General features: G+C 73.1%; 20 protein-coding genes. 6 read left to right on the plus strand and 14 right to left on the minus strand.

Features of this window, described 5'->3' with window-relative positions; all coding sequences use genetic code 11:
• Window positions 1-28: 28 nt before the first annotated feature.
• The 6 genes from ACYVLJ_RS30290 to ACYVLJ_RS30315 form a co-directional block, all read right to left on the minus strand.
• Window positions 29-1,342 (minus strand): ABC transporter substrate-binding protein, encoded by a 1,314-nt coding sequence (locus ACYVLJ_RS30290; RefSeq protein WP_460441235.1) that lies wholly within the window; start codon window positions 1,340-1,342, stop codon window positions 29-31.
• On the minus strand, window positions 1,329-2,399 hold the full coding sequence (locus ACYVLJ_RS30295; protein WP_460441236.1) for a branched-chain amino acid ABC transporter permease: 1,071 nt from the start codon (window positions 2,397-2,399) through the stop codon (window positions 1,329-1,331). Before ACYVLJ_RS30295 ends, ACYVLJ_RS30290 begins: the two co-directional genes overlap by 14 nt.
• On the minus strand, window positions 2,396-3,247 hold the full coding sequence (locus tag ACYVLJ_RS30300) for a branched-chain amino acid ABC transporter permease (protein ID WP_451981778.1): 852 nt from the start codon (window positions 3,245-3,247) through the stop codon (window positions 2,396-2,398). The genes ACYVLJ_RS30295 and ACYVLJ_RS30300 overlap by 4 nt, the downstream gene beginning before the upstream one ends.
• Before the next feature lie 29 nt (window positions 3,248-3,276).
• A complete protein-coding gene (locus ACYVLJ_RS30305; RefSeq protein ID WP_451981782.1) occupies window positions 3,277-3,984 on the minus strand; it encodes an ABC transporter ATP-binding protein in 708 nt (235 codons plus the stop codon).
• The gene (locus tag ACYVLJ_RS30310; RefSeq protein WP_460441237.1) at window positions 3,977-4,768 is read right to left on the minus strand and encodes an ABC transporter ATP-binding protein; all 792 of its coding nucleotides are present in this window, start codon (window positions 4,766-4,768) and stop codon (window positions 3,977-3,979) included. Before ACYVLJ_RS30310 ends, ACYVLJ_RS30305 begins: the two co-directional genes overlap by 8 nt.
• Before the next feature lie 221 nt (window positions 4,769-4,989).
• Window positions 4,990-5,964 carry an ABC transporter substrate-binding protein gene (locus ACYVLJ_RS30315; protein WP_460441238.1) on the minus strand — a complete coding sequence of 325 codons (975 nt, stop codon included), beginning with the start codon at window positions 5,962-5,964 and terminating at the stop codon, window positions 4,990-4,992.
• A 346-nt stretch (window positions 5,965-6,310) separates the two neighbouring features.
• On the opposite strand from ACYVLJ_RS30315, the gene ACYVLJ_RS30320 reads away from it, so the two are divergent.
• Window positions 6,311-7,228, plus strand: coding sequence for a Kelch repeat-containing protein (locus tag ACYVLJ_RS30320; RefSeq protein WP_460441239.1), 918 nt, complete (start codon window positions 6,311-6,313; stop codon window positions 7,226-7,228).
• 34 nt (window positions 7,229-7,262) lie between these two features.
• On the opposite strand, the gene ACYVLJ_RS30325 is transcribed toward ACYVLJ_RS30320, so the two are convergent.
• Window positions 7,263-8,522: an MFS transporter gene (locus tag ACYVLJ_RS30325; protein ID WP_460441240.1), complete on the minus strand. Its 1,260-nt coding sequence runs from the start codon at window positions 8,520-8,522 to the stop codon at window positions 7,263-7,265.
• A 20-nt stretch (window positions 8,523-8,542) separates the two neighbouring features.
• The gene (locus ACYVLJ_RS30330) at window positions 8,543-9,529 is read right to left on the minus strand and encodes a class I SAM-dependent methyltransferase (RefSeq protein WP_460441241.1); all 987 of its coding nucleotides are present in this window, start codon (window positions 9,527-9,529) and stop codon (window positions 8,543-8,545) included.
• Between the two features lie 136 nt (window positions 9,530-9,665).
• Between ACYVLJ_RS30330 and ACYVLJ_RS30335 the strand changes: the two genes are divergently transcribed.
• Window positions 9,666-9,845 carry a hypothetical protein gene (locus ACYVLJ_RS30335; protein WP_451981800.1) on the plus strand — a complete coding sequence of 60 codons (180 nt, stop codon included), beginning with the start codon at window positions 9,666-9,668 and terminating at the stop codon, window positions 9,843-9,845.
• Here ACYVLJ_RS30335 and ACYVLJ_RS30340 read toward each other — a convergent pair.
• Entirely contained in the window at window positions 9,788-10,405 is a 618-nt protein-coding gene (locus tag ACYVLJ_RS30340; protein WP_460441242.1) for a thioesterase II family protein, read from the minus strand. The two genes, ACYVLJ_RS30335 and ACYVLJ_RS30340, sit on opposite strands and share 58 nt — an antisense overlap.
• 85 nt (window positions 10,406-10,490) lie before the next feature.
• On the opposite strand from ACYVLJ_RS30340, the gene ACYVLJ_RS30345 reads away from it, so the two are divergent.
• Window positions 10,491-13,574, plus strand: coding sequence for an AfsR/SARP family transcriptional regulator (locus tag ACYVLJ_RS30345; RefSeq protein WP_460441243.1), 3,084 nt, complete (start codon window positions 10,491-10,493; stop codon window positions 13,572-13,574).
• 373 nt (window positions 13,575-13,947) lie between these two features.
• A complete protein-coding gene (locus ACYVLJ_RS30350) occupies window positions 13,948-14,715 on the plus strand; it encodes a GntR family transcriptional regulator (RefSeq protein WP_460441244.1) in 768 nt (255 codons plus the stop codon).
• Here the strand turns inward: ACYVLJ_RS30350 and ACYVLJ_RS30355 are convergent.
• The 4 genes from ACYVLJ_RS30355 to ACYVLJ_RS30370 are packed head-to-tail and all read right to left on the minus strand — an operon-like array spanning window position 14,687 to window position 18,516.
• On the minus strand, window positions 14,687-16,009 hold the full coding sequence (locus ACYVLJ_RS30355; protein WP_460441245.1) for a hypothetical protein: 1,323 nt from the start codon (window positions 16,007-16,009) through the stop codon (window positions 14,687-14,689). The two genes, ACYVLJ_RS30350 and ACYVLJ_RS30355, sit on opposite strands and share 29 nt — an antisense overlap.
• Window positions 16,006-16,404, minus strand: a complete 399-nt coding sequence (locus ACYVLJ_RS30360) for a PTS sugar transporter subunit IIA (protein WP_451981815.1) — start codon at window positions 16,402-16,404, stop codon at window positions 16,006-16,008. Before ACYVLJ_RS30360 ends, ACYVLJ_RS30355 begins: the two co-directional genes overlap by 4 nt.
• A gap of 9 nt (window positions 16,405-16,413) precedes the next feature.
• On the minus strand, window positions 16,414-18,030 hold the full coding sequence (locus tag ACYVLJ_RS30365; RefSeq protein WP_460441246.1) for a PTS system mannose/fructose/sorbose family transporter subunit IID: 1,617 nt from the start codon (window positions 18,028-18,030) through the stop codon (window positions 16,414-16,416).
• Between the two features lie 6 nt (window positions 18,031-18,036).
• Window positions 18,037-18,516, minus strand: coding sequence for a PTS sugar transporter subunit IIB (locus tag ACYVLJ_RS30370; RefSeq protein WP_451981821.1), 480 nt, complete (start codon window positions 18,514-18,516; stop codon window positions 18,037-18,039).
• Between the two features lie 226 nt (window positions 18,517-18,742).
• On the opposite strand from ACYVLJ_RS30370, the gene ACYVLJ_RS30375 reads away from it, so the two are divergent.
• On the plus strand, window positions 18,743-19,231 hold the full coding sequence (locus ACYVLJ_RS30375) for an RICIN domain-containing protein (protein WP_460441247.1): 489 nt from the start codon (window positions 18,743-18,745) through the stop codon (window positions 19,229-19,231).
• 121 nt (window positions 19,232-19,352) lie between these two features.
• Window positions 19,353-20,297, plus strand: coding sequence for an MBL fold metallo-hydrolase (locus ACYVLJ_RS30380; protein ID WP_460441248.1), 945 nt, complete (start codon window positions 19,353-19,355; stop codon window positions 20,295-20,297).
• Window positions 20,298-20,362: 65 nt separating this feature from the next.
• Here the strand turns inward: ACYVLJ_RS30380 and ACYVLJ_RS30385 are convergent, their stop codons facing one another.
• A complete protein-coding gene (locus ACYVLJ_RS30385) occupies window positions 20,363-20,560 on the minus strand; it encodes a hypothetical protein (protein ID WP_451981830.1) in 198 nt (65 codons plus the stop codon).
• Window positions 20,561-20,683 lie beyond the last annotated feature (123 nt).

Raw genomic sequence — 20,683 nt, forward strand, 5'->3', positions numbered from 1 at the left:
CGGACCGCGGCGCGGCCCGGCCCCCGCCTCACTTGCCGAGCAGGTTGACCTGGTCGGGGGTGGCCCGCTCACCGGTGTACGGCGTGATGGCCCCGGTGCCCCGGTCGGTGACGGCCGGCGGCTGGATCATCGTGGTCGTCGTGTCCGGGTTGATCTTGAACACGTACGCGCCGGTGTAGCCCGAATGCGACTCCTTGGAGAACCCGAACGGCGTCAGGCCCGGGCCCTTCAACGCGCCGGAGCTCATCGCGTCGACGATCTTCTGCCGCGTCGGGTCCGGCCCGGCGACCTTCAGCGCCTGCGCGAACGTGTAGGCCTGCACCATCCCGTAGAACAGCGTGTTGGTCAGCGGCTCCTTCGGGATGTACTTGTCGTGGATGCCCTTGAAGTACGCGACCCACGGGTCGGACGTCTGCGCGACGTCGGGCAGGTAGCCGGTGCCGATCAGGCCGGCCAGCAGCTGCGCGCTCGACACGCTCGCGCCGCCGCGCTTGGCGAAGTCCTGCAGCAGCCCGGAAAGCGTCGCCGGGTCGGCGCCGATGCTGCTGACCACGAACTGCGGGTGGTAGCCGATCTTCGCCGCGGCCAGGATGGCGAGCGCGGTGAACGCCGGGATGCACTCGCACACGACGACCTCGGCACCCGCCGTCTTGAGCGCCGACAGCTGCGGCGTGACGTCGGTGTTGGCGCTGTCGTAGCCCTGCCGGACCACGGTCTGGTCCTTGACGAACTGGTCCAGCCCGGCCTGCGTGTCGCGGCCGACGTCGTCGTTCTGCGTGAAGTAGCCGACCTTCTTGCCGGCGAAGGTGTCCTTGACGTACTTGCCCTGGATCTTGCCTTCGCGCGTGTAGTCCACTTGGTACCCGAAGGTCATCGGGTCCTTCTGCGGGTTGTCCCAGGCGAGCGCGCCCGAGGACACCAGCAGGTCCGGGACGCCTTCGGAGTTGAGGTAGTCGACGACCTTCGAGTGCGTCGGCGTGCCCAGGCCGCCGACGATCGCGAAGACCTTGTCCTGCAACACGAGCTTCTTGACGACCTCGACGGTCTTGGTCGGGTTGTAGCCGTCGTCCTCCACCTTGTAGTCGATCTTGCGGCCGTTGATCCCGCCGCCGTCGTTGATCGCCTGGTACACCGCGCGGGCGCCGACGGAGATCTTGGAGTAGCCGGGCGCGGCGGGCCCGGTGAGCGGCTGGTGGGTCCCGATGGTGACGGTGTCCTTGGTGACGCCGACGGCCGAGTCGGCGGCCTGCTGCCCGCCGCCGTCGCTCTCCCCCGCGCCGCCGCACGCGGTCAGCGCCAGGGCGAGGGCGAGGAACCCCGCGCTGTACCTAGTGGTCTTCATGGTTCTCCTTCTTTTCGGCGGGTCGACGGAGAAGTGCGCGAAGCTTGTGCAAACCGCCCTGGATGCCGCGTGGGAAGGCGAGCACGACGACGATGAGGATCACGCCGTACACCGCCAGCGGGAGGTTGTTGGCCACGTCGGTGTTCAGGTGCAGCGCGTCGGCGAGGTCTTCGGACCACGCCTGGAAGTAGACGAGCGCGACCGCGCCCCACAGCGCGCCCCACAGGGAGCCGAGCCCGCCCAGCACGACGGCGGCCAGCAGGCTCAGCGACAGCGCGGGCGTGAACGAGCCGGGTGCGGCGGTACCGAGCAGGAAGGCCTGCAGGCCCCCGGCGAGCCCGCCGCACACCGCGCTGACCAGGAACGCGAGGATCTTCGTGCGGCCGACGGCGATCCCGCTCAGCGACGCCGCGACCTCGTCGTCGCGGACCGCGCGGAAGTCACGCCCGAGCCGGCCGCGCACGATGTTCACCACGAACACCAGCGCGATGAGCACGCTGAGCCAGACGATCCAGGTCTGCCAGCGCAGCTCCGGGACACCGATGCCGGCCGGTCTGCTGTGGACGGTGAAGCTCAGCCCGTTGCTGCCGCCCAGGAAGTCCTGGAACCGGCGGGTGAGCGCGGGCAGGCCGACGGCCAGCGCCAGCGTCGCCCCGGCGAGGTACGGGCCGCGCAGCCGGGCCGCGGCGGCCCCGGCCACCAGCCCGGCGAGCCCGCCCGCGGCCGAGGCGAGCAGCAGGTCGGCCCACAGCGGGAACGACGGCACGTGCTTCACCAGCAACGCCACCGTGTACGCGCCGATGAACATGAACGCGCCGTGGCCCAGCGAAACCTGCCCGGTGAGGCCGGTCAGCAGGGTCAGCCCGGCCACCGCGACCAGGTAGTAGCCGATGGTCGCGATCCGGAGGTTGGTGAACTCGTCGGTGACCAGCGTCGCCACCACGACCACGGCGAACGCGGCCAGCGCGAACAGGACGTGCCGCAGCAGCGGCGGCAGCACCCGCTTCTTCGCCGAGGTTTCCACGCGGGTCTCCGGAAGGCTCGTGCGCACCGTCATACCCGCCTCACCTTCGCGCGGCCGAACAGCCCGCTGGGCCGCACGATCAGGACGACGACGAGGATCGCGAGCGCGGCGATCGTCACCATCTCCGGTCCGAAGTAGCCGGACACATAGGACAGTCCGACGCCGAGGACGAACCCGCCGGCGATGGTGCCCAAGGGGTTGTCGAGACCGCCGAGCACCGCGGCGGTGAGCGCGTAGACGAAGACGCCGTCCAGCACGTTCGGGAAGAGGAACGGCGGGGTGGCCAGCAGCCCGGCGAGCGAGCCGACGGCCGCGGCGAGCCCCCAGCCGACGGTGAGCATCAGCCCGACCCGGACGCCGAGCGTGCGCGCGACGTCCGGCGCGAACGCGGCCGCGCGCATCCGCAGGCCGAGCGGCGTGTACTTGAACACGACCAGCACGAGCGTGGCGATCACCAGCACGACCAGCACCACGAACAGGTCGTTGGCGGAGAACCGGCCGACGAAGTCGAAGGCGTACGGGAAGGCGAGCGGCTCGTTCGACCAGATCATGCCCGCGATCGCCTGCAGCACCAGCAAAAGCCCCAGGGTGACGATGATCGAGCTCAGCTCGGAGCGGTGCCGCAGCGGCCGGATCAGCAGCCGTTCGGTCGCGACGCCCAGCACGGTCCCGGCCACGATCGCGACGGCGAAGCCGAGCCAGTAGCTGCCCGTCGCCTTCGTCACCGAGTACGCGAGGTACGTCGAGATCAGGGCGAGGGCGGGCTGGGCGAAGTTCACCACCCGGGTGGCCCGGTAGATGATGACCAGCGCGAGCCCGAGCGCCGCGTAGACCGCGCCGGCGGAGATCCCGCCGAGGGTCAGGTCGAGGAATTCCTGCATACCGGACCGGTCTCCTCCAGGTTGACGCGTCAGAATCCGAGGTAGGCGTGGCGGAGGCCGTCGTCGGCCAGCAGTTCCGCCGCGGTGTCGACGGCGACGACCCGGCCCAGCGCGAGGACGTACCCGCGGTCGGCGATGGACAGCGCGCTGTGCGCGTTCTGCTCGACGAGCACCACGGTGAGCCCGGTCGAGGCCCGCAGGTCCCGCAGGATGCCCATGATCCGGGCGGTGATCAGCGGCGCGAGACCGAGCGACGGCTCGTCGAGCAGCAGCAGCTCGGGCCGGCTCATCAGCGCGCGGCCGATGGCCAGCATCTGCCGTTCGCCGCCGGACAGCGTCGCGGCGGGTTTCGCCGAACGTTCTTCCAGGGGCGGGAAAAGCTCGTAGACCTCCTTGCGGGCGGCCGCGCGGTCGGCGCGGTCGCGGCGCCACAGCGCGCCCAGCCGGAGGTTTTCGTCGACGGTCAGCTCGGTGATGACGCCGCCGCCCTCGGGCACGTGCGCGACCCCGCCGCGGGCGATGCGGTCCGGGGCCCGGCCGGTGAGGTCCGTGCCGTCCCAGGTGATCCGCCCGCCGCGCGCCGGCTGCAGGCCGCTGATCGCGCGCAGCAGCGTCGTCTTGCCGGCGCCGTTCGCGCCGAGCACGGCGGTGATCCCGCCGCGCTCGACCTCGAGGCCGACGCCGTCGAGCGCGCGGACCGCGCCGTAGGCCACGGAAAGCCCGTCGATCTCAAGCACCGGGCACCTCCTCGGCGGGGTCGCCGAGGTAGGCCTCGGCCACGCGCGGGTCGGCCTGGATCTCCGCCGGGCTGCCGGCCGCGATCACCTCGCCGAAGTTGAGCACCACGACCCGGTCGCACACCTGCATGACCAGGTCCATGTGGTGCTCGACGAGCACGATCGCCATGTGCCGCCGCAGCGAAAGGATCAACGTCGCCAGCTCGACGAGCTCGGCGGCCGAGAGCCCGCTCGCCGGTTCGTCGAGCAGCAGCAGGTCCGGATCGGCCACCAGCGCCCGGGCCAGCGCGACGCGTTTCCGGACGCCGTAAGGCAGCACGCCCGGCAGCCGGTCCGCGAGGTCGGCGATCCCGAGCTCGCCGAGCGTCTCCCGGGCGCGAGCGGTCAGGTCGGCTTCGTCGCGCGCCGACCGGCCGGCGCCGACGAGCGTCGGGAGCACCCCGGTACGAGCGTGCCGGCCCGCGCCGGCCAGCACGTTCTCGAGCACGGTCAGCCCGGCGAACAGGCCGAGGCCCTGCAGCGTCCGGACGATCCCGAGCCCGGCGAGGTGCTCCGGGCGCTGCCGCACGAGCGGCTCGCCCCGCCACAGCACGCGGCCGGACTGCGGCCGCACGAACCCGCAGATGACGTTGAACAGCGTGGTCTTCCCGGCGCCGTTGGGCCCGATGACCCCGACGACCGTGCCGGCGCCGACGCCGAGCCGGACGTCGTGCAGCGCGGTGAGCCCGCCGAAGCGCACGGTGAGGCCGTCGACCACCAGCAGGTCCTCGCCGGGAAGGGTCATCGATGACTCTCCTGTCTCACCATGCGGACAACGCCGTACCGCGCGGTCGGTATGAAGAGGGTGGGGTGCGAGGCCGGTCATGTCAAGGCGCGAAGCACCGGAACCGGGATCTTCGTACCCGGTCCGAAAATAACGCGAAGGCCGTGCGACGCGGAAAAGTCCTTACGCGACAAAGAAGGGCGGGTGCATCGCGCACCCGCCCTTCTTTCGCGTCCCGCCGCTCAGCCGGTACTGGCCTGCGGGGTGATCATCGACGAGGCGTCGATCTTCGTCTGGACGACGCCCAGCTGCTGCAGCAGGTCCGGCACCCGCTGGATGCGGCGGGCGTCCAGGGTGGACCCGAACTCGGGCATCACCATCAGGCTCGCGGTGTCCTGGTCCACCTTGGCGTTCCGGACGACGAGCGGCTCGATCCGCGCGCGGTCGACCGCCGCACGCGTGGCGTTGAGCATCGCGCGCTGGAACGCCGCCATCGTCTTCGGGTGGTCCTGGACCCACTTCGCCGTGGCGCCGAAGCCGGTGAGGGGGAAGCCCTGGGTGCTGCCGCTGGCGGCGTCGATGACCGGGTACGCACCGGCGGACCGGGCGGCCTGGGTGAGGAACGGTTCGGGCTGGTAGGCGGCGTCCACCCGGCCCTGGGCGAGCGCGGTTCCCATGTCCGGCAACGGCATCGGGACCCACTGGACCTTGTCGAACTCGACGCCGTGGTCACGCATCACCGAGCGGGTCAGCACGTCCGAAGCGGCGTTCTTCGAGCTGATGGCGATCCGCTTGCCGTCCAGGTCGTTCACCGTCTTCACCGGCGAGTTGGGCACGGTGACCAGCTCGTTGCTGCGCGGGCTGGCGGACGTGCCGTCGGCGACCAGCTTCAGGTCGGCGCCGTTGTTCTTGGCCAGGAAGAACAGCGTGTAGGTCGACATCGCGAGGTCGGCTTGACCGCTCGCCATGCGGGTAAGCGCTTCCTGCCCGCTCGCGGCCGTGTCGGCCTGGACGTCGAGGCCCTCGGCCTTGAAGTAGCCGCCGTCCTGGGCCAGCCAGAACGTGGCGAGGTCGACGGCGGAGAAGATCGCGACCCGGATGGCCGGCTTCTCGACGGCGCCGGCGCTGCCGGAGCCGCCCCGCTGGCTGCAGCCGCCCACCAGGGCCAGCACGAGAGCGAAGACGGCGAACCGGCGGATCGAGGCGCACCTGCGCATGCCACTCCTCGGGAAAGAATCATTTCGACCATGGAATCCGGCTTCTCGAGCCGTTAGTCGCCGGACTGTAGATGACGATTTCCCGGTCCGCAAACATCATGTCGAAAGCGCCACCCGCGCCGCGGAACGGGTAAACCACCCACCAGGACGCGCTCACCAAGGGAAACAAACCCACGAGAAACCGGCACACAGTGTGATCGTCAGCCGCCATCCGGCGGAGCGCACTGCGGCGGATGACCCATCCGGAATCCGATCACCGGAATGCGGCCGGCAGCGGAAAACGAATCCGTCGTAACAAAGCGGGACACCGCGGAGATTCTGGCGGCCGAGGAAAAGGGGCGGGACGATGAACGGATCTTGGAAATACCGGCCACCACTGCTGTCGCCGCGGTTCGCGCACGAAGCGGCGGTCGTCGGCGAGGACCTCTTCGTGCTCGGCGGCACCGACGGGAACGTCGGCTACAGCTCGGTCGAGACGCGCAAGGTGACCGGCAGCGGCACGTGGCGGTACGTCAGCCCGATGCCGTTCCCGCGCGCCAACCACGCGGCGGGCGTCGTCGGCGGGTTCGTCTACGTCGCCGGCGGTCTCGGCCCCGGGGACGCCGCTGTCGACGCGGTCGACCGGTACGACCCCGTGCCGGACGAATGGAGTTCCGCGCCGTCCCTGCCCGTCCCGCTGGCCGCGGCCTCCGCGGCCGGGCTCGGCGGCCGGCTCTACGTCGCGGGCGGTGTGGTCGGGAACGCCGACGCCGACGAGCACGCCACGGACGCCGTGCTCGTGCTCGACCCGGAAGAGCCGCGGCCGCACTGGGTTCCGGTGGCGCCGATGCTCACGCCGCGGGCGCGGTTCCGGCTGGTCGCGACGGAAACGCACCTGTACGCCATCGGCGGGGTGGCCAGCCGGCGGCAGGACGCGCTCGACTCGGTGGAGCGGTATTCGCCCGGGCTGGACAAGTGGGAAGCCGTGGCGCCGATGCACAAGCGGCGCGGCGCGCCCGGGGCCGTGTTCGCGGGCGACCGGATCGTGGTGGTCGGCGGCGGGCCCGCACCGGTCGAGGACCCGGCCGCGCGCGAACGCACGAGCGAGGTCCTCGACCTCGGCACGGAAACGTGGTGCCTGCTGAGCTCGCTGCTCCCCCACGGCCGGGCATCGCTGGCCTGCGCCGCCGGCGCACCGCACCGGGTGCTGGCGATCGGGGGCAGCGCCACCCTGTACGGCCAGCGCGTCACCGTGCCGGACGTGTTGTCGCTCAAGGTTTCCTGAGCGGTCCGGCAGAGCGGGCGCGACGGACGCGGCGCTAGTCGGCACCCACGGGTCGCCGAGCGACAGGAGCTGGTGTGGCGAAGCGGCGCAGGCCCGGCGTTGCCGCGCCGACGAGCAGTACCGCCACCACGCACAGCACCCCGCCGCCGACGAGGGCGGCCGTCCCCGACGTGACGCTCGCGGTCAGGCCCGCCCGCACGTTGCCGAGGTCGGGCCCGGCCTGGCCGACGATCTGCTCCGCCGCCGCGACCCGGCCGAGCAGCGCGTCCGGCGTGTTCAGCTGCACCAGGGCCCCGCGCGACACCACCGAAACCGTGTCCGCCGCCCCGGCCAGCACGAGGCAGCCGAGGCCGAGCCACGGATCCGGGGCCGGCCCGAACAACGCCAGCGCGCCACCCCAGGTCACCGATCCGGCGAGCATCACCAGGCCCGGCCGCGGCAGCCGGGTGAACGTCCCCGAGAACACCGAAGCCGCCACGCCGCCGACCGCGATCGCCGAGAGGAACAGGCCCAGCGTCCGTGGGTCGCCGGCGAATCGCTCGGCGTTGACCAGCGGGAACAGGCTGATCGGCATCGAGAGGACCGTCGCCGCGAGGTCGGTCAGCAGCGCGCCCCGGACGACCGGGGTCCGCGCCAGGAACGCCAGCCCGTCGAGGATCCCGCCCAGCCCCGGCCGCGACGGCTCGCCGTCCGGGCGCATCGGCGGGAGGCCGAAGACGCCGTAGAACGCCAGCACGAACGTCAGCGCGTCGACCAGGTAGCAGCCGCCCACGCCGACCCAGCCGAGCAGCAGCCCGCCGAGCGCCGGGCCGAGCAGCATCGAGCCCTGGAACGCGATCCGGTTCAGCGCCAGCCCCGCCGGGAGCCGCTCGGGCGCCAGCAGCCGCGGGATGAACGTCCGTGCCGCCGGGCCGCCGCCCGCGACGAAGCAGGACTGCGCGGCCACCAGCCCCAGCACGGCGAGCACCGGCACGCCACCGAGAAACCCCTGCACCGCCAGGAGAACCGAGCAAGCCGCCTGCCCGGTCGTGGCGACGAGCGCGAACTTCCGGCGGTCGACGCGGTCGACGAGGGAGCCGGCGAACAACCCGAACACGACCACCGGCAGTGCCTGCGCGAGCCCGACGGCGCCGGTCCAGACGGTGCTCCGGGTCTGCTCCCAGACCTGGAACATGACGGCGACGAGCGTCATCTGCGAGCCGAAGCCCGAGAACACGCGGCCGAGCCACAGCCGCCGGAAGGCCGGCGACACCCGAAGCGGGGTCAGCTCGACGAAGGCGCGGCTCAGGGACACGCGCCGAATTGTAACAGCGCTTATATAACTCGGAACTCCAGCAGGGAACGCCCTTCGCTCACGTCCGCGACGCCGTCGAGCACCAGCCCGTGCGCCGACCCGAGGGCCTCGAGCTCGCCGACCCGGCGCTCCCGGCCGCCGAAGATGACCAACATCGCGAGATCCATCTCGGTGCGCCCGTGCCGCCCGCCGACCGGCTCGACGACGAGGATCCGGCCGTCCGGGCGGGCCGCCTCGACGCAACGGGCCAGCACGCGGCCGGCGCCGGCGTCGTCCCAGTTGTGCAGGATGTCGACCAGCAGGTAGGCGTCCGCGCCCGCCGGGAGCGGGTCGAAGAAGCTGCCCGGGATCGCCTCGGCCCGGTCGCCGAGCCCGTGGGCGGCGAAGGTCCGGGCGGCCGCCGCCGCGGTGGCTTCGAGGTCGACCAGCCGGCCGCGCATCCCCGGGTGGGCGCCCAGGATCGCGGCGAGCAGCCCGCCGGTGCCGCCGCCGACGTCGACGAGCGTGGCGAACCGGCCCCAGCCGTAGCCGGCCGCGAGCTGCGGGATCTCGGCGCGGAGCCGGTGTTCCATCTGCCGGTCGAACGACGCCCGCAGCGTCGGGTGCGCGTCGAGGTCGGCCCAGAACTCCCGGCCGTGGCGGCGGGCGTACCCGGCCTCGCCGGTCGTCACGCTGTGCAGGAGCTCGACGAACGCCAGCTCGGCGCGCCCGCCCGCGGTGTCCAGGTCCAGCAGCACGGTGGTCAGGGTGTCGCCGCAGAGGTGTTCGCCGTATTCCGTGGTCCGGTACCCGGCGGCCGTCCGCTCGAAGAACCCCAGCGTCGCCAGGTGCGCCAGCAGCAGGTCCAGCGGCACCGGCGCGACGCCCAGCTCCCCGGCCAGGTCTTCGGTCCGGACACCCTCGCCGCGCAGCCGGTCCGCCACGCCCAGCGTCACCGCCACCCGCAGCGCCATCGGTGTCGCCAAGCTCGCCATCCGCCGGACCGTGTCCGCGCCATCACTCCCCATGACGACGATCCTGGCGTGGCCGGATTCCCTCCACAAGGGACGATCGGTGACCGGATGACCACTACCGGCAAGGGGAAGCGGATTGGAAGCCGGCTCGGGCACTATCTGCGGTATCCCGAACCTGAGGAGTCGAACCATGAACGCCCGTTTGGCCCAGGCCGTCATCGGCACGGCCTTCTTGGCCGTCCTCGTCTTCGCCCCCGCCGCCCAGGCGGCCGAGCCCCCGCCCCAGAACGGCCCGTCCATCGGCGTCGGTCCCTACATCGGCGACTCGAAGCCGTCGACCGCCGGCACCGCGAGCGCCGAGACGAGGTAGGCCGACCGCAGGACCGCGTCCCGCAGCAGCGCCGCGCTGTCGCGGGCCCGGGCCGGGGCGAGCACGAACCCCGCGTTCGTGTGCTCGCCCCAGCCCGTCATCGCGTGCGGCTCGCCGAAGCCGCGGATCGGGCACGGCAACGGCGGCGCGACCGGCACGTGCGCGTCGCTGGCCAGCAGGCTGACGTCGGCCCGCGGCGCCTGCTCCGGCACGGCCCGCGCGGCCCGGTCCGGCGGCGCCTGGTGGGCGACGACGAGTGCCCGCGGGACCCCCAGTCCCGCGGCCACCCGCCGCTGCGCCAGCCGGTAGGCGACCAGCGCGCCCAGGCCCGCCCCGAACAGCACGTGCGGGCGGGCGAGCACCTCGGCGAGTTCCGCGCACAGCGACTCGACGAGCAGCCACATGTCCCGGTACGGGCGCTCGTCGCGGCGTTCACCCCGGCCGGGCAGCTCGACGACGTGCACGGCGATCCGCGGATCGCGCCAGGTGCGGTAGCGGCCGGCGGTCTCCCCCGCGTCCGGGAAGCAGACGAAGAGCATGCGCTCGGTCTCGGCGTCCACCCGTTCCCTCCGTTCCCTCCGGTCCGGAGATAGGGTCGGGCACGGCACTTCCGTTCCGCTTCGGTCGGCCTTCTGGGGGCTCCTCGTGCGCTACCGCCTGCTCGGACCGGTCACGGTCCTCGGCGACGCGGGCGCCGTCCGGCCCGGTGGCCAGAAGCAGACGTCCGTGCTGGCCGCGCTGCTGCTCACGCCGAACCGCGTGGTGTCCGAGGACCGCCTGATCGACCTGACCTGGGGCGAGAACGCGCCGCCGAGCGTCCGCGGGCGGCTGCAGGTGCACATCTCGGAGCTGCGGAAGCTGCTCGGCCGCGACGTCATCGTCCGGCGCGCCCCCGGCTACGTGCTGGCGGCCGGGCCCGGTGAGCGGGACCTCGACGTGTTCGACGACGAAGTCGCGCGGGCGCGGGCGACGTCCGGGCCCGAAGCCGTCACGCACCTGCGGGCGGCCCTGGCGCTGTGGGACGGCGACCCGCTCGGAGGGGTGAGCGACGCGCTGGCGGAGCACGAAGGCCCGGCGCTGGCCGAACGCCGGCTCGTCGTGCTGGAAGAGCTGTACGAGCAGGAGCTGGCTTCGGGACGGCACGGCCAGGTGGCCGGGGAGCTGCGCCGGCTCGTCGACGAGCACCCGTTCCGGGAGCGGCTGCGGGCCGCGCTGATGCTCGCGCTGCACCGCTGCGGCCGCACCCCCGAAGCCCTGGAGACGTACACGCGGGCGCACGAGCTGCTGGTCGACGAGCTCGGCATCGAACCCGGCCAGGCCCTGCAGGACCTGCGGCTGCGGATCCTGCGCGGCGAGGACGAGCCGGCGCCGGCCGCGGCCCCGGTCGTGCCGCGGCCCGCCGAGCTGCCCCTGGACGTCCGCGGGTTCACCGGCCGGGCGCCGGAGCTGGCCGCGCTCGACGAACCCGGCGACGTCTGGGTGATCACGGGCACCGCCGGCGTCGGCAAGACCGCGCTGGCCGTGCACTGGGCCCACACCGCGCGGGCGCGCTTCCCCGACGGCGAGCTGTACGTCAACCTGCGCGGCTTCGACGCCGACGACGAGCCCTTGACGCCCGCCTCCGCGCTGGCCCAGCTGCTGCGCACCCTCGGCGTCGACCTCCGGGACGTGCCGCCGGGCCTCGACGACCAGGCCAAGCTCTACCGGTCGCTGCTGGCCGACCGGCAGGCCCTCGTCGTGCTGGACAACGCCCGCGACACCGCCCAAGTGCTGCCGCTGCTGCCGTCGTCGGGCCGGGTGCTGGTGACCAGCCGCCACCGGCTCGACGAGCTCGTCGCCCGGGTCGGCGCGCGGTCCCTCGGCCTGGCCCAGCTGCGGGAAGCCGACTCGCGGGCGCTGCTGACCACCCTGCTCGGCGAGCGCGCCACCGCCGAACCCGGCGCCGCGGACGAGCTGGCCCGGCTCTGCGGGCACCACCCGCTGGCCCTGCGGATCGCGGCGGCGAACACCGGGCTCGCGAGCCTCGGCGAGCTGGTCGAGGAGCTGCGCGGCGACCCGCTGGCGCAGCTCGGGTTCGACGGCGACGGGGAAAGTGCCGTCGCGAAGGCGTTTTCGGTGTCCTACCAGGCGTTGCCGCCCGGGCTGCGGCAGGCGTTCCGGCTGCTCGCGCTGGTGCCGGGCGCCGACTTCACGGCGGTCGCCGCGGCGGCGCTGCTGGACGTGCCGGTCGAGGAAGCCACGCGGCGGCTGCGCGGGCTGACCGCGGCCAACCTCCTGGAGGCGCACGCGCCCCGCCGCTACCGCTTCCACGACCTCGCCCGGCGCTACGCCGAACGGTGCGTCCGCGCCGAAGAAGACGAGGCCGCCCGGGACCGGGCGTGGGAGCGGCTGTTCCTCGGCTACTGCGCGGCGGCCGACGCGGCGGTCGCGCTGCTCGGCGCGCGGATCGTCACGCTCCCCCGCGAAGACGCGCCGGCGCTGCCGAGTCCCGTCGCCTTCGCCGGCGCCGCGGAAGCCGTGGCCTGGCTGGACGTCGAGGTCCCGAACCTGTCGGCGGCCCTGCGGCTGGCGGCGGCGCGCGGGCCGTACCCCGCCGCCTGGTACCTCGCCGACGCGCTGCGGCGGTTCTTCCACGACCACGGCCGCCGCGCGGAGTGGCTCGAGCTCGCGCCGATCGTCCTGCGGGCGGCGCGGGAGCACGGCGCCCGGCCGGCCGAAGCGCTCGTGCACCTGTCCATCGGCGGCGCGTACTTCCGCGAAGGCCAGCACGAGGCGGGCATCCGGCACTCGGAGAAGGCGGTACTGGCCAGCCGGGCGTGCGGCTGGCGCGAATGCGAGGCGACGGCCGTCGCGAACCTGGGGTCGATGCTGGAGTGGACCGGCCGGCTGTCGGAGGCCGTCGAACACAGCCGGCGCGCGATCCAGCTGTTCCGCGAGCTGGCCAACGCCTCGGGCGAGGCGCTCGCGCTGAACTCGCTGAGCTGCCACTACCGGCAGCTGGGCCGGCTGGAGCAGGCCGAAGACTGCCTGCACGAGGCGGTCGCGCTGTGCCGCAAGGAGGACCTGCGGTTCTGGGAGGCCGCGAACCTCGCCGACCTCGGCTGGGTGCTGCTGGAAACCGGCCGGTTCGTCGAGGCGGCCGCGGTGCTCGACCAGTCCTTGGGCGAGTTCCAGGACCTCGGCTCGAGCTTCGGCGAGGCGACGGCGCTGACGGCGTCGAGCGCACTGCAAACCGCCCGCGGCGACCACGGCCCGGCGGCGCGCACAGCGGAGACGGCCCTGGAGCGCGTCCGCCGCGACGGCGACCGCCAGGTGGAGGCGGCGGCGTTGATCGCACTGGGCCGCGCGTCGGAAGCGGGCGGCGACGTGGTGACGGCGGAGCGCGTGCTGAGCGAAGCACGGGACCTGGCGGCGGAGTCCGGGCTGCGGGGCCAGCTCGCGGAGGCATCGGCCACGCTGGCCTGGGTGCTCGCGGCGGTCGGCCGGGTCCCCGAAGCGGGAGACCACGCACGAGCGGCCCTCGACGCGGCCCGCGCGGGCGGTTACCGGCTGCTGGAGGCGCAGGCACTGTTGAGCTTGGCGGCGGTGGAAGACGCGGCGGGCCGCCCGATGCTGGCGGCCGGAACCGCCCGCGAGGCCCGTGGCCTCTACCGATCGGTCGGCCACGTCACGGGCGAAGCCGCGGCCGAGCGCTTCCTCGCCGACCTCGCCCGCCGCGCGACCGGCTGACCCGCGCCCGCCTCCGGCCGCCCCAGCCCGCCGCGCCACCAGCTGACCCGCGCCCGCCTCCGGCCGACCCCGCCCGCCGCACCACCAGCTGACCCGCGCCCGCCTCCGGCCGACCCCGCCCGCCGCACCACCGGCCGACCCGCGCCCGCCTCCGGCCGCCCCATCGGACAGGACACCAGCGAAACCGCGGCCTTCCCAGCCGACCTCACTCGCCGCGCCACCGGCCGACCCGCGCCCGCCTCCGACCCATCGGCCTCCCCGCCGCACCACGGACCGACCCACGCCCGCCGACGACCCGTCGGCCGAGCCTCGGCTCGGGTTGAACCGTGGCCTTCAGGGCACACGGCGGGCCCCGGCGCGACATACTTGTGCCATGCCCCGTCCGAAACACGTCCCCGCGAGCGATCTCCGGCTCCCGGACGCGCTGCAGCCGGGGCGGCCCAAGGGCGACCAGCTGCGCGAGATCCTCGAAAGCGTCGCGACCGAGGCCGGTCCCGGCCGGCTGATGCCGTCGGAGCGGTTCCTCGCGGAGCACTTCGGTGTCGCGCGCGGGACCGTGCGCCAGGAGATCAACCGCCTGGTCTCCGACGGTGTCCTCTACCGGCGGCACGGCACCGCGACGTTCACCTCGGAACGCTCGCCGGCGCACATCGACATGCTCACGTCGTTCACCGAGGACATGAAGGCCCGCGGCGTCGTCCCGAAGACTAAGGTGCTGCACGCCGAGGTCGAGTCGGCGCTGCCCCGCCTCGCCGGCCGCCTGAACGTCCCCCCGGGCGCGCGCGTGTTCCGGCTGGAGCGCCTGCGCTACGTCGACGACGAGCCGTTCGCGGTCGAGCGCACCAACCTGTCCGTCGACCGGTTCCCGGGCATCGAGCTGTTCGACTGGGAGACGCACTCGCTGCACCGCACGCTGGAGGAACGCTGGGGCGTCCACGCGGAGTGGAACGACACGGCGATCTCCGCGGTGCTCCCGAACAGCCACGACGCGGCGCTGCTCGGGATCCAGCCGAGCAAGCCGTGCCTGATCATCGAAGGCACGCTGCACGACCAGCGCGGCGGGGTCATCGAGGCGGGCCGCTCGCTGTACCGGGCGGACCGCTACACGGTCTTCACGCAGGCTCGGCGTAGTCCATCCTGAGCCGGTGCGCCCGGAGCAGCTTCAGGCAGTGCTCCACCAGGACGTCACCGGCGTCCGGCCCGAACAGCGTCACGTACGACTCGTAGACCCCGTCCCGGTGGCCCTCGGCGTCCGGCAGGTACCCGAGGTAACCGTCGGTGTAGCCGATCACCCGCGTGTGCCGGAACGGGCTCCCGCGCCGGATCCGCAGCCCCAGTGACGCGAACAGCTCGAACGGCGTGTGCAGCCACGCGATCCCGCCCAGCGACACCACGCTGACCGGGACCTCGGCGCAGCCCGTCGGCCGCTCCGCCGCCGCCATCGCGGCCAGCATCGCGCACCCCTCGTAGCGGGTCTGCGCGATCCGGACCGAAGGGTGGTCTTCGCCGTGCTGGGTCAGCTCGCGCCGCAGCGCCCGTTCCGCCGTTTCCCGCAGGTCCACGCTGTCCTCCAGCGAAGGCACGTCGCGGTAGGGCAGGTGCAGGGCCGATCTCGACAGGCGGACCGGGCCGGACGCGTCCGCCGCGGTGGCCACCGCCAGCGTCCGCGCGATCGACGTCGCCAGGTGGCCGCCGAGCGTGCGGACCTCGTCGTGGTCGCGGCCGCGCCGGACGAACCGGGAGCTCGCGTCGCCCGCCGCGCCCTGCAGGAACGCCGAGACCGGCTGGCCGATCAGGGCCGCCAGTTCGCGCCGCGTCGCGCCCGGCCAGTCCGCCGACCAGCGGAGGTTGTCCGGGCCGAGCACCGTCGGGTGGCTGGCGTAGTCGAACAGCAGCGCCGCCGGGGTGCCGTCGTCGCGGCGCAGCTCGAGCACGCCGAACGACGTGTCGTGCGGCCCGTCGGGCCGGTAGCGGTTGCCGCCGACCGCCTCCGTCGACCCCGCGTGCCAGCAGGCCCGGACCCGGCCGCGGCCGGCGCGCAGCCGCAGGGCCGCGCCGGCGACCGTCTCCGCCATCCGGCCGACCAGCCCGTCATCACGCCGCCCCGGCAGCCCGGGGTGCAGCGGGCCGGTCCAGCCCTCGGGCCCGGAATGCGTGTGCGACGCGCAGACCAGCACGCGCGCCGGGTCGATGCCGACCGCGGCGGCGACGGCGTCGGCCAGGATGTGGGTGAGCCCGGCGTCGACCGCGAGCGCGTCCAGCGCCACCCACAGCACGCCGGGGTCGTCTTCGGTGGACAGCCAGATCAGGGAAGCTTCGAGTTCGTCGTGCGTGCCGGTCGCGACGCCGTGCCGGGCCAGGTACCCGCCGAGCGGGTGCCCGGGTCCCGGGGTGATCCGGACGTCTTGCGCGGCGAGCAGGAGGTCGGCGGTCACCAGGTCGATTCCAGGACGTCGACGACGCCGTCGCGGCCGGCGGCACGCGCCACCCCCGCGAGCTCGGTGACGTCGTCGGTCGTGTGCAGCAGGACCTCCAGCAGCATCGGCAGGTTGAGCCCGGAAACGAGCTCGATGCGCGTGCGCCGGCCGGACGCGGCGGCGAGCGCGCGCACGGCGTTGAACGGCGAACCGCCGTGCAGGTCGGCGAGCACGAGCACTTCGGTGGCCTCGCCGAGCAGCGCGATCAGCCGGACGCCGAACTCCTCCGGGCTGTCGTGCGGGCTCAGCTCGCAGACCTTCAGCCTCGACTGCGGGCCGAGGATCATCTCGGCGGCTTCCCCCACGCCGGAAGGCAGGCGGCCGTGCCCGGCGAGAACGATCGGAACGGTCATGGCGGACTCCTAACCCTTCGCCGGGGCCGACGGCGCGAACCAGCCGAGCCACCCCAGGACGACCCCGGCGACGACGACGATGGCGATGACCCAGACCGGCCGCAGGCGGGCCTTCGCGGTCAGCAGGTACACCCCCGCGGTGACCAGCACCGGCAGCAGGAACGGGACGAGCTCGTCGAGCCGGTCCTGGATCGCCACGGCCTGGGTCACGGACTTGCCCTGGACCTCCGTGGTCTGCCGGTAGGTCAGCGTGGTGACGACCTTGACGATCGACGGGATGAACCCGCCGAGCACGACGAACCCGAGCACGGTCGCCCCCTGCGCGACGCGCGCGAGCGCCCCGGCGGCGAGGCGGCCGGCCAGCCGTTTCCCTTCGCGGTAGGCGAACCCGAACTGCCAGCGCCGCACCAGCGCGTACGGCACGAGCACCATCACGGCGGCGAACGCGGGGCCGAGCCAGCTGCCCTGCAGCGCCCACGACGCGCCCATGGTGAAGATGATGCTGTTGTACAGCGCGAAGACCACGGTGTCGCCGATGCCGGCCATCGGCCCCATCAGCGCGACCTTCGTGCCGGCGGCCGACTTCGGGGTGCCGGCTTCTTCCAGCGCGACGCTCGAGCCGAGGATCAGCGGGCCGCCGACCAGCACGGAGGTGTTGAAGAACTGCAGGTGCCGCTGCAGGCCGGCGACGTAGTCGGCCTTGTCCGGGTAGAGCCGGCGCAGCACGGGTTCCATCGAGTACGCGAACCCGAGCGCCTGCATCCGCTCGTAGTTCCAGGAGATCTGGCTGGACCAGAAGTACCGGCGGAACACCCGGCGCAGGTCCTGCCTGGTCAGCCGCACGTCCACAGTGGACTCTTCGGCCGTTTCCGGGATCTCGATCGCCGGCTCGTCGCCCTTGAGCGTCACGAACAGCATCGCGACCGCGACACCGATCAGGGCGATGCCCAGCAGCGGCACGTGGAGGTAGGCGAAGGCGACGAACCCGATCAGCAGCAGGTACCAGTACCGCGAAAGCTCCATCATGCCGAGCAGCAGCGCGAACCCGACGGCCGGCAGCAGCGCCCCGGCGAGCGTCATGCCCTGCACGAACCCCGCGGGGATGCTCGCGGTGATGTCCTTGACCAGGCCGCCGGACGCGGCGAGCGCGGCGAGGAACGTCGGGATCGCGCGCACCGCCACCCACGGCACCAGGCTGACCCAGTGGATCATCGCCAGGCCGCGCGCGTTGCCGTCCGCGGCGTAGCCGTCGGCCCGGTGGACCAGCGCGGTGGTGATGATCTTGCCGACCGGGTCGAGCGCGGAGAGCAGGATCGCGGCCGGCAGCCCGACGCCCAGCCCGATCGCGACCTGCGCGGACGTGTCGCCGGCGGCGCCCGCGGCCAGCGCGGTGCCGACGATCGCGCCGGTCTGGTAGTCCGGGATGGTCGCGCCGCCGTAGGTGTAGACGCCGAGGGCGGCCAGCTCCAGCGTCGCGCCGATCAGCAGGCCGAGCAGCGGGTGCCCGACGATCAGCCCGGCGACCGAGCCGGCGATGAGCGGGCGTTGCGCGTAGATGAGGAACGGCCCGAGGCCGTCGTAGGTGCAGTAGATCGCCCAGAGGGTCAGGGCCAACGCGACGAGCATGCGGGGCTACAGCCCTTTCCGGTCGAGCAACGGGACGAATTCGTGCGGCTTGTCGTGCGGCATCAGCTGCGTGACCAGCGGAACGCCGGTCGCGGCGAGCTTCCGGTAGGCGTCGGCCTCGTCCGCGGTGACCGCGATCGAGCGCGTCACCATGGTGTAGCCGGTCCCCGGCCGCGGCGCGACGTTCCCGACGTTGACCACCTGCGGCCGCGCCCCGCCTTCGACGAGCCGGAAGGCGTCGCCGGGGTGCTTCACGATGATCATGAGATCGGCCCCGGCGGGCACGTCGAGCGTCTCGGCGACGGTGAGCACCTCGGTCGGCAGCCCCCGGGCGGCCTGCGGCAGCAGCATCCGCTGCAGCTCGTCGGCGGCGACTTCGTCGTTGCAGACGACCAGCCGGCGCACCCCGAGCCGCCGGGTCCACGCAACGGTGACCTGCCCGTGAACGAGCCGGTTGTCGATCCGGACGTGTGCCCCCGCCACCATGGTTCTCCTCCCGGCCGGCAGGAGACAATCCTGGTTCGTACCAGTAGTTGTGTCAACACTGCCCGTGACCGGCTTTTTTTCGTGCGACGGCTTCGCGCGGCCGACGGAAGGACCCCTCAGACCTTCCGTCGGCCCGCGAACGCGAAGCCCCCTCGGTTACCCGGACCCTCCCATAAAGGTATATACCAGTATGGGCGTACGAGATCGACTGTCAAGACCTGCGCCGATGATCGGCACGGAAGATCATTTTCAATCGCTCGACCGAATTCACGACGACCGCCGCCGTGGGGGATTCCCTCCAAGCTGTCTGTTCTTGTCAGTGACAGCCCGCTCACCCGGCGCTTACCATCCCCCGTGGTCTAGACCGCACTTCTCGCCCACCGACGCACCGGGAAAGGCGGAACTTCCCCCATGGCCGCGAGATCCTGGCGCCTCGCCGCGCTCGGCACCGACCAGGCAGAGCGGGACCGTCCGGGCCCTCGGCAAGTGCCTCGACGTCGCGAACGGCGGCACCGCGGACGGCACCCTCGTGCGGCTCTGGGACTGCAACGCCACCGGCGCGCAGACGTGGCAGGCGCGCTCCGACGGCACGCTGCTGAACCCGCGGTCGGGCAAGTGCCTCGACACGCCGGGCGGGTCCACCGGCGACGGCACCCGCCTGCAGGTCCGGGCCTGCTCGGCGGCGGTCAACCAGCGCCGGCAACTCGCCGGATAAAAGGCGCAACCTGCCCGCGCCCCCGTCGTTAACCGCTTCGTCCGGCGCTGTCCGCCCTGCGTGCAGCGCCGGTACGCTGCGAAGCCGGGTCGTCACGGCTTCGCACCAGGGAGGGAAAGCAATGCCGGCCGTCACATCGAACATCGTCCCGCTCCGGCACGCGCGGCCGGGCGTCGTGGCGTACGTGAAGAGCCCGGCCGAGTGGTTCGTCTCGAACTCCGGCTGGATCCAGGGCAGCGAGGGTGTCGTGCTCATCGACACCTGCGGCACCGAACAGGCCACGCTGGAACTGGTGCGCGACGTCCGCAAGTACGCGGGCGAGCAGGAGCTCACCGTCGTCGTCACGCACGCGCACGGCGAGCACCACAACGGCGTCGGGGTCGCGCTGCGCGAAGGCGGCACGGCGCTGGCCGCGCCCGGCAGCGTCGACCTGGTCAAGGCCGGGCCGCAGACCTACGGCAACGTCTTCACCTACACGCAGTGGGGGGTGCTCGAGCCGCCGGAGCCCGAAGCGGTCCGCCCGGTCGTCGGCTGGCGGCGGCTCGACCTCGGCGACGCCGCGGCCGACGTCGTCGCGGTGCCCGGCGTCGCGCACACGGCCGGTGACCTCGTCGTGCACGAACCGCGTTCGGGCACGCTCTTCACCGGCGACCTGGTGTACATCGGCGACACACCGCTGGCGGTGCACGGCTCGGTGCCCGGCTGGCTCGAGGCGCTCGACTGGCTGCAGGACACGTTCCGCCCGCGCACGCTGGTGCCGGGGCACGGCCCGGTGGCGACGCCGGGACACACCGCGCTGCACGGGATGCGCGTCTACCTGGAGTGGCTGCTGGAGGTGACCGAGCGGCAGACGGACTTCACGAAGCTGGCGCAGCAGGCCTCGCTGCGGTGGCCGGCGTGGCGCAACCCGGAACGGCACATCGGGAACCTGATGCGCGCGTACGCCGACCAGCACGGCCGCAAGCTCGACGTCGACCTCGCGATCGACGCCGTCCTCGCGGCGGCGGGCGGCCGCATCGACCTCGACTGCCTGCTGGGCGGGGAGCCGGTGCGCCGCATCTCCTGAGCAATGGCCTGGATAATTTGCGATCACCGGCCTCGACGAGCGACAGCTGCGAAGCCAGGCCCACCTCAGGCTCGACCCGCCTGGAGCCGGACGATCTCCGGCGCCACCGGCGTGTCCCCGAGCCACGTGCACGCGGGCCCGCCGGTGCGCGCCGGGACCGGCTCGGCCTTCCCCACCACTTCGACGACCACCTCCGGCTGCCCGCAGGCGGCCAGTTCGAGCACGAGCAACGGCACGACGAACACACTGGCACGCATCCGCATGATCAGCTCACCCCGGTTGTCTCCACACTCCCACCGGGCACACGTGGCGGGCGGGCGACCGGTTCAGGGCGGTTCCCGCCGCCCTGAACACTCACGACCGCCACGCACGGGCCGGGTCATCAT

Source organism: Amycolatopsis stemonae (assembly GCF_054781455.1).